Annotated in this window: 4 protein-coding genes; 1 reads left to right on the top strand and 3 read right to left on the bottom strand. The window is 76.5% G+C overall.

Going from position 1 to position 3,816, the window contains the following annotated elements:
* From GTR02_RS20405 to GTR02_RS20395, 3 genes are all read right to left on the bottom strand, one after another.
* A partial coding sequence (locus tag GTR02_RS20405; RefSeq protein ID WP_205709712.1) for a glycosyl hydrolase occupies positions 1 to 1,659 on the bottom strand: 1,659 nt, incomplete at its 3' end.
* Positions 1,660 to 1,843: 184 nt separating this feature from the next.
* Positions 1,844 to 2,314 carry a Rieske 2Fe-2S domain-containing protein gene (locus GTR02_RS24750; protein WP_205709711.1) on the bottom strand — a complete coding sequence of 157 codons (471 nt, stop codon included), beginning with the start codon at positions 2,312 to 2,314 and terminating at the stop codon, positions 1,844 to 1,846.
* Between the two features lie 151 nt (positions 2,315 to 2,465).
* Positions 2,466 to 2,612: a hypothetical protein gene (locus GTR02_RS20395; protein ID WP_166609309.1), complete on the bottom strand. Its 147-nt coding sequence runs from the start codon at positions 2,610 to 2,612 to the stop codon at positions 2,466 to 2,468.
* Positions 2,613 to 2,890: 278 nt separating this feature from the next.
* Here GTR02_RS20395 and GTR02_RS20390 point away from each other — a divergent pair, with 278 nt between their 5' ends.
* Complete coding sequence (locus GTR02_RS20390; protein WP_166609308.1) at positions 2,891 to 3,733, top strand: hypothetical protein; 843 nt, start codon at positions 2,891 to 2,893, stop codon at positions 3,731 to 3,733.
* Positions 3,734 to 3,816 lie beyond the last annotated feature (83 nt).

The raw sequence follows: 3,816 nt of genomic DNA, 5'->3' as shown, positions 1-3,816 counted from the left end.
GACGAGGACCCGCCCGCCCGTGTCGAGGAACGCCAGCAGCGCCTGCGCGGTCGCCTCCTCGAGCACGGTCGCGGACGGCAGCACGACGGTGGAGTAGCTCTGCTCCCGCACGCCGATGCGGCCGCCGGTCGTCGTGGCCGCCTGCAGCGAGGCGTCGTCGACGACGTCGAAGGCGATGCCCGCGGCGTCGAGCAGCCCCGGCCTGGTGTCGAACCAGTCGTTCAGCCCCGCGAGCGCCAGGTACTCGCGCTGCGCTCGGTCCACGGCCTCGAACTCCCCGCCGAGCCGGCCGTGCCCGAAGTGGTCGATCGGCGCGTCGAGCGTCAGGCCCGCCTGGGCGGTCGTGGTGGGGTGCAGGAGGGCGACCTCCGCGTCGTAGGTGCCCCACGTCATCATCGAGGTCGTGCGGGCGACGGCCGCCGCGAAATCCGGGTAGGTCGCCCAGTACGGCTGCCGCCAGTCGGTGGACGGCGGGGCCCACTCGAACCAGCCGCCGGCGGTGCCGAAGTAGCTCGCGTGCGGGTTGTACAGCGTCGCCCCGGAGCGCAGCATCGGCAGCAGCCAGTCGTAGGTGTCCTCCAGCGTGCCGCCCCAGCCGCTGGAGTGGAACGACTCCATCCACACCCGCGGGTGGCCGTACAGGTGCGCCATCGAGGAGTGGACCTTCGCGTCGCCCTGGTGGTCGCTGCCCGCCGCGCTGTACCACCGGTGGGTCCGGAAGTAGTCGGTGTACATCTGCGTGGACTGGGTGGGCACGCCCGCGCGGGCGGGGTTCGTCTGGTCCGCGCCCAGCAGCATGCCGCGCTCGTCGTGCCAGCGCCCGAGCGGCCGGAACAGCGCGCGCTCGGTGAGTTCCGTCCGCACGGCGTAGTAGTCCGCGCGCACCTCCGCCTCCGCCTCACCGCCCACGACGAAGAGGGCCGGCAGCACGTCGAGCAGGTCGTAGCCCTTGCGGGCCTCGAACTCCGCCGCGAACGAGGGCGTCCAGGTGTTGGTGTTCGGCAGCTCGTCCTGGAAGCTGCCGGCGATGACGGAACCGAGGTGCTGGGGCAGGCGGCGGTCGAACTCGCCGTGCACCCGGTCCAGCAGCAGCGCGACGGCGTGCTCGTCGAGGTAGTCGAACGCCGTGGCGACCGTCGTCGCCACCCGCAGCGACGTCCCGTCGGGGGCCTCGACGCGCCCGCCGCCGTCCACGGCGACGCGGCGGCCGTCGAGGGTGTGGGCGGTGAGCACCTGCGCGCCCGCGGGAACCGCCAGCGAGCCGCCCTGCACGGGCAGGACGTCGCAGCGCAGGGCCCGGCCCGCGGCCTCCGGGTGCTCCCGCGTCACGAGGCCCTGGACGTTGGCGCCCGAGAAGCCGATCTGGTCGTAGAACCACATCCGCACACCGAGCTCGGCCGCCACGTCGCACGCGGTGGAGAACCGGTCCCACCAGGCGTCGCTGAACCAGGCCGGGTCGTCGGCGACGGCCTCCTCCAGCGGCCCGGCCGGCGCGAGGTTGATGACGACCAGGTTGTAGACGCCTCCCTCCGCGAACCGCTCCATCTGCCAGCGCAACCGCTCGGGCGTGACCGGGGCGCCGCTCCACCACCACAGCGGCGTGGGGCTGAAGTCCCGCGGCGGGTGGTCGAAGAGGTCGCTCAGCGTCTGGGGGAGCATCGGTTCCTCGAGGGGTCGAGTGCCGGGCGCGCGGCACACGTCGGGCGAGCGGGGACGCCGGCCGGCGGACCGCCGCGCGCACCTGCGCACGTCGGGCGGCCGCCTCGACCGGGGGCCCAGCGAACCATCCCTTGGAACGTTTTACAAGGAGCCGGCGACGGCTGCGTCCACCGCCGCCCGGGCCTCAGCCGCTCGCGACGACCGCCCCGTCGGTGACCGTGACCGGGTAGGGGGCCAGCGGCTCCGTGGCCGGGCCCTTGAGCACGGCGCCCGTGAGCGCGTCGAACCGGGAGCCGTGGCACGGGCAGTTCAGCTCGGCGTCGTCGACCGCCACCGCGCACCCGGCGTGCGGGCAGCGGGCGTTGAAGGCGACCGCGGTACCGGCCGTCGGCTGGGCCACGACGACGCCCGTGCCGTCGGCGGCCTCGACCTTCACGGCCGAGCCGACGGGGACGTCCGACAGCTGGGTGAGCGCGTCGGCCGAGCCCCCGGCCGCGCTGCTCGAGGCGCTGCCCGACCCCGTGCTGCTGCTCGACGACGACGCGCCGGGCGCCGGGTCGTCGGCCCCGCACGCCGCCAGGGTCAGCCCACCCCCCACGACGACGGCTCCGCGCGCCGCCAGCGTCCGCCTCGTGATGCCAGCTGCAGGGTCCACGGTCGTCTCCTCCGTCGGTCCGGCGCGACGTCTGGTGACGCGCCTGCTGACCCTCCAACGCGGCAGGGCGGCGCGAGGTTCACCCGGCTCCGGTCCGCTCCGACGCGCACGCGGACGCACGGGCGGGGCCCGGCGTCCGCGCGCGCTGCGCTCAGCGGGAGCGGCGCTGCCCCGTCACGCTGTCCGCGACCGCGTCGGCGGCGCTGCGGCCCGCGGACTTCGCCTTCTTGTCGACGCGCTTCTCCTTCAGGGACTTGCCGACCTTCTTGCTGTTCGTCGTGCGAGGGGACTTGTCCACGGTGAACTCCTTCTCGTCCCGGTCTCCCGGGTGGGGTGCGCTCAGCAGGATGCGCCTGGGGGCGCGGATCGCCGCGGGACGTCGGCTGCGGCCGGAGCCCTCCTCGCGGGGGCCGAGCGGGCGACGGGGTTCGGCGAGCCCCGTGCGGTGCGGCGACAGTACGCGCCCCGCGGCCCGAGCGGCAGGCCCCGTCGCCGTCGTCTTCCCGTCCGTGTCCGTGGCGGTCCCTAGGCTGCCGGTGCCCGGGTCGACGGGGCCCGAGCAGGAGGAGGTCGCGCGTGAGGACGCTCGTCACCGAGGTGGCGCTGGCCGTGCTGGCGGCGCTCGTGGGCGCGGCCCTCGCCCTCGAGCGCACCGAGCTGTGGAACCCCGCCCCGCGGGTCACCGTCGCCCTCGTCGTCCTCACCGCGGTGCTGGCCGCCGGCTCGACCACGTCCGCTGCGCTGCAGCGCTTCCGGGCCGGGCGCCGCGGCGCCCGGCGTGAGCTGCTCGACGACGTGCTCGCGGGCGCGCTGTGGGCCGTGGCCGACACCACCGGCCTGGACCCCCGCGACCTGTCCGTCGCCGCCTACGGCCTCGACACCGCTGCGTGGCGCGCGCCCCGGCTCGCCCGCCGGCACCGCGTGCGCGCCGCCCGCCGCCCCGGGGCCAGCGGCATCGCGTGGGCCCCCGGCAAGGGCGTCGTCGGCGAGTGCGTCGCGACGGGCGCCGTCGTCGCCCGCGACGTCCGGGCCACCTGGGCCGCGCTGGGCCCGCTGGACCGGGCCGCCTTCGACGCGCTGCCCGCCACCACCCGCTCGGGTCTCACCTTCGCGGAGTTCAGCGCCGTGCGCGACAGCGTCGACGTGGTCGTCGCGGTCCCGGTGGTCGACGACACCGGACCCACGTCCCGCGTCACCGGGTGCCTCGCCCTGGACGGGCCGGCCGGCTCGCTCGACCTCCTCACGGCCCCCGCCGTCCTCGGGCTGCTCGAGGCCACCACGCGCGTGCTCCGCGCGCTCGACGGCGCCGCGCCGCGGGGCACCGCGCGCGCCGCCGCCGCACCGTCCCCGCTGACCGCCTCCTGGCGCCGCCTGGGCCTCCCGGCGGACCGCATCGACCGCCTCGGCGGTGGCCGCTGACGCCCCGCGCCCCCCGCGGCGCGCGGAGCCCCGGACGCGTCCCCGCCCCGGGCCTGCTCGCGACGGGCACCGACGTCGTGGAT

The sequence above is a fragment of the Kineococcus siccus genome (assembly GCF_009906795.1).
GTDB lineage: Bacteria > Actinomycetota > Actinomycetes > Actinomycetales > Kineococcaceae > Kineococcus > Kineococcus siccus.
Note: the sequence above shows the minus strand (reverse complement) of the source record. Positions and strands in the feature narration are given on the sequence as shown.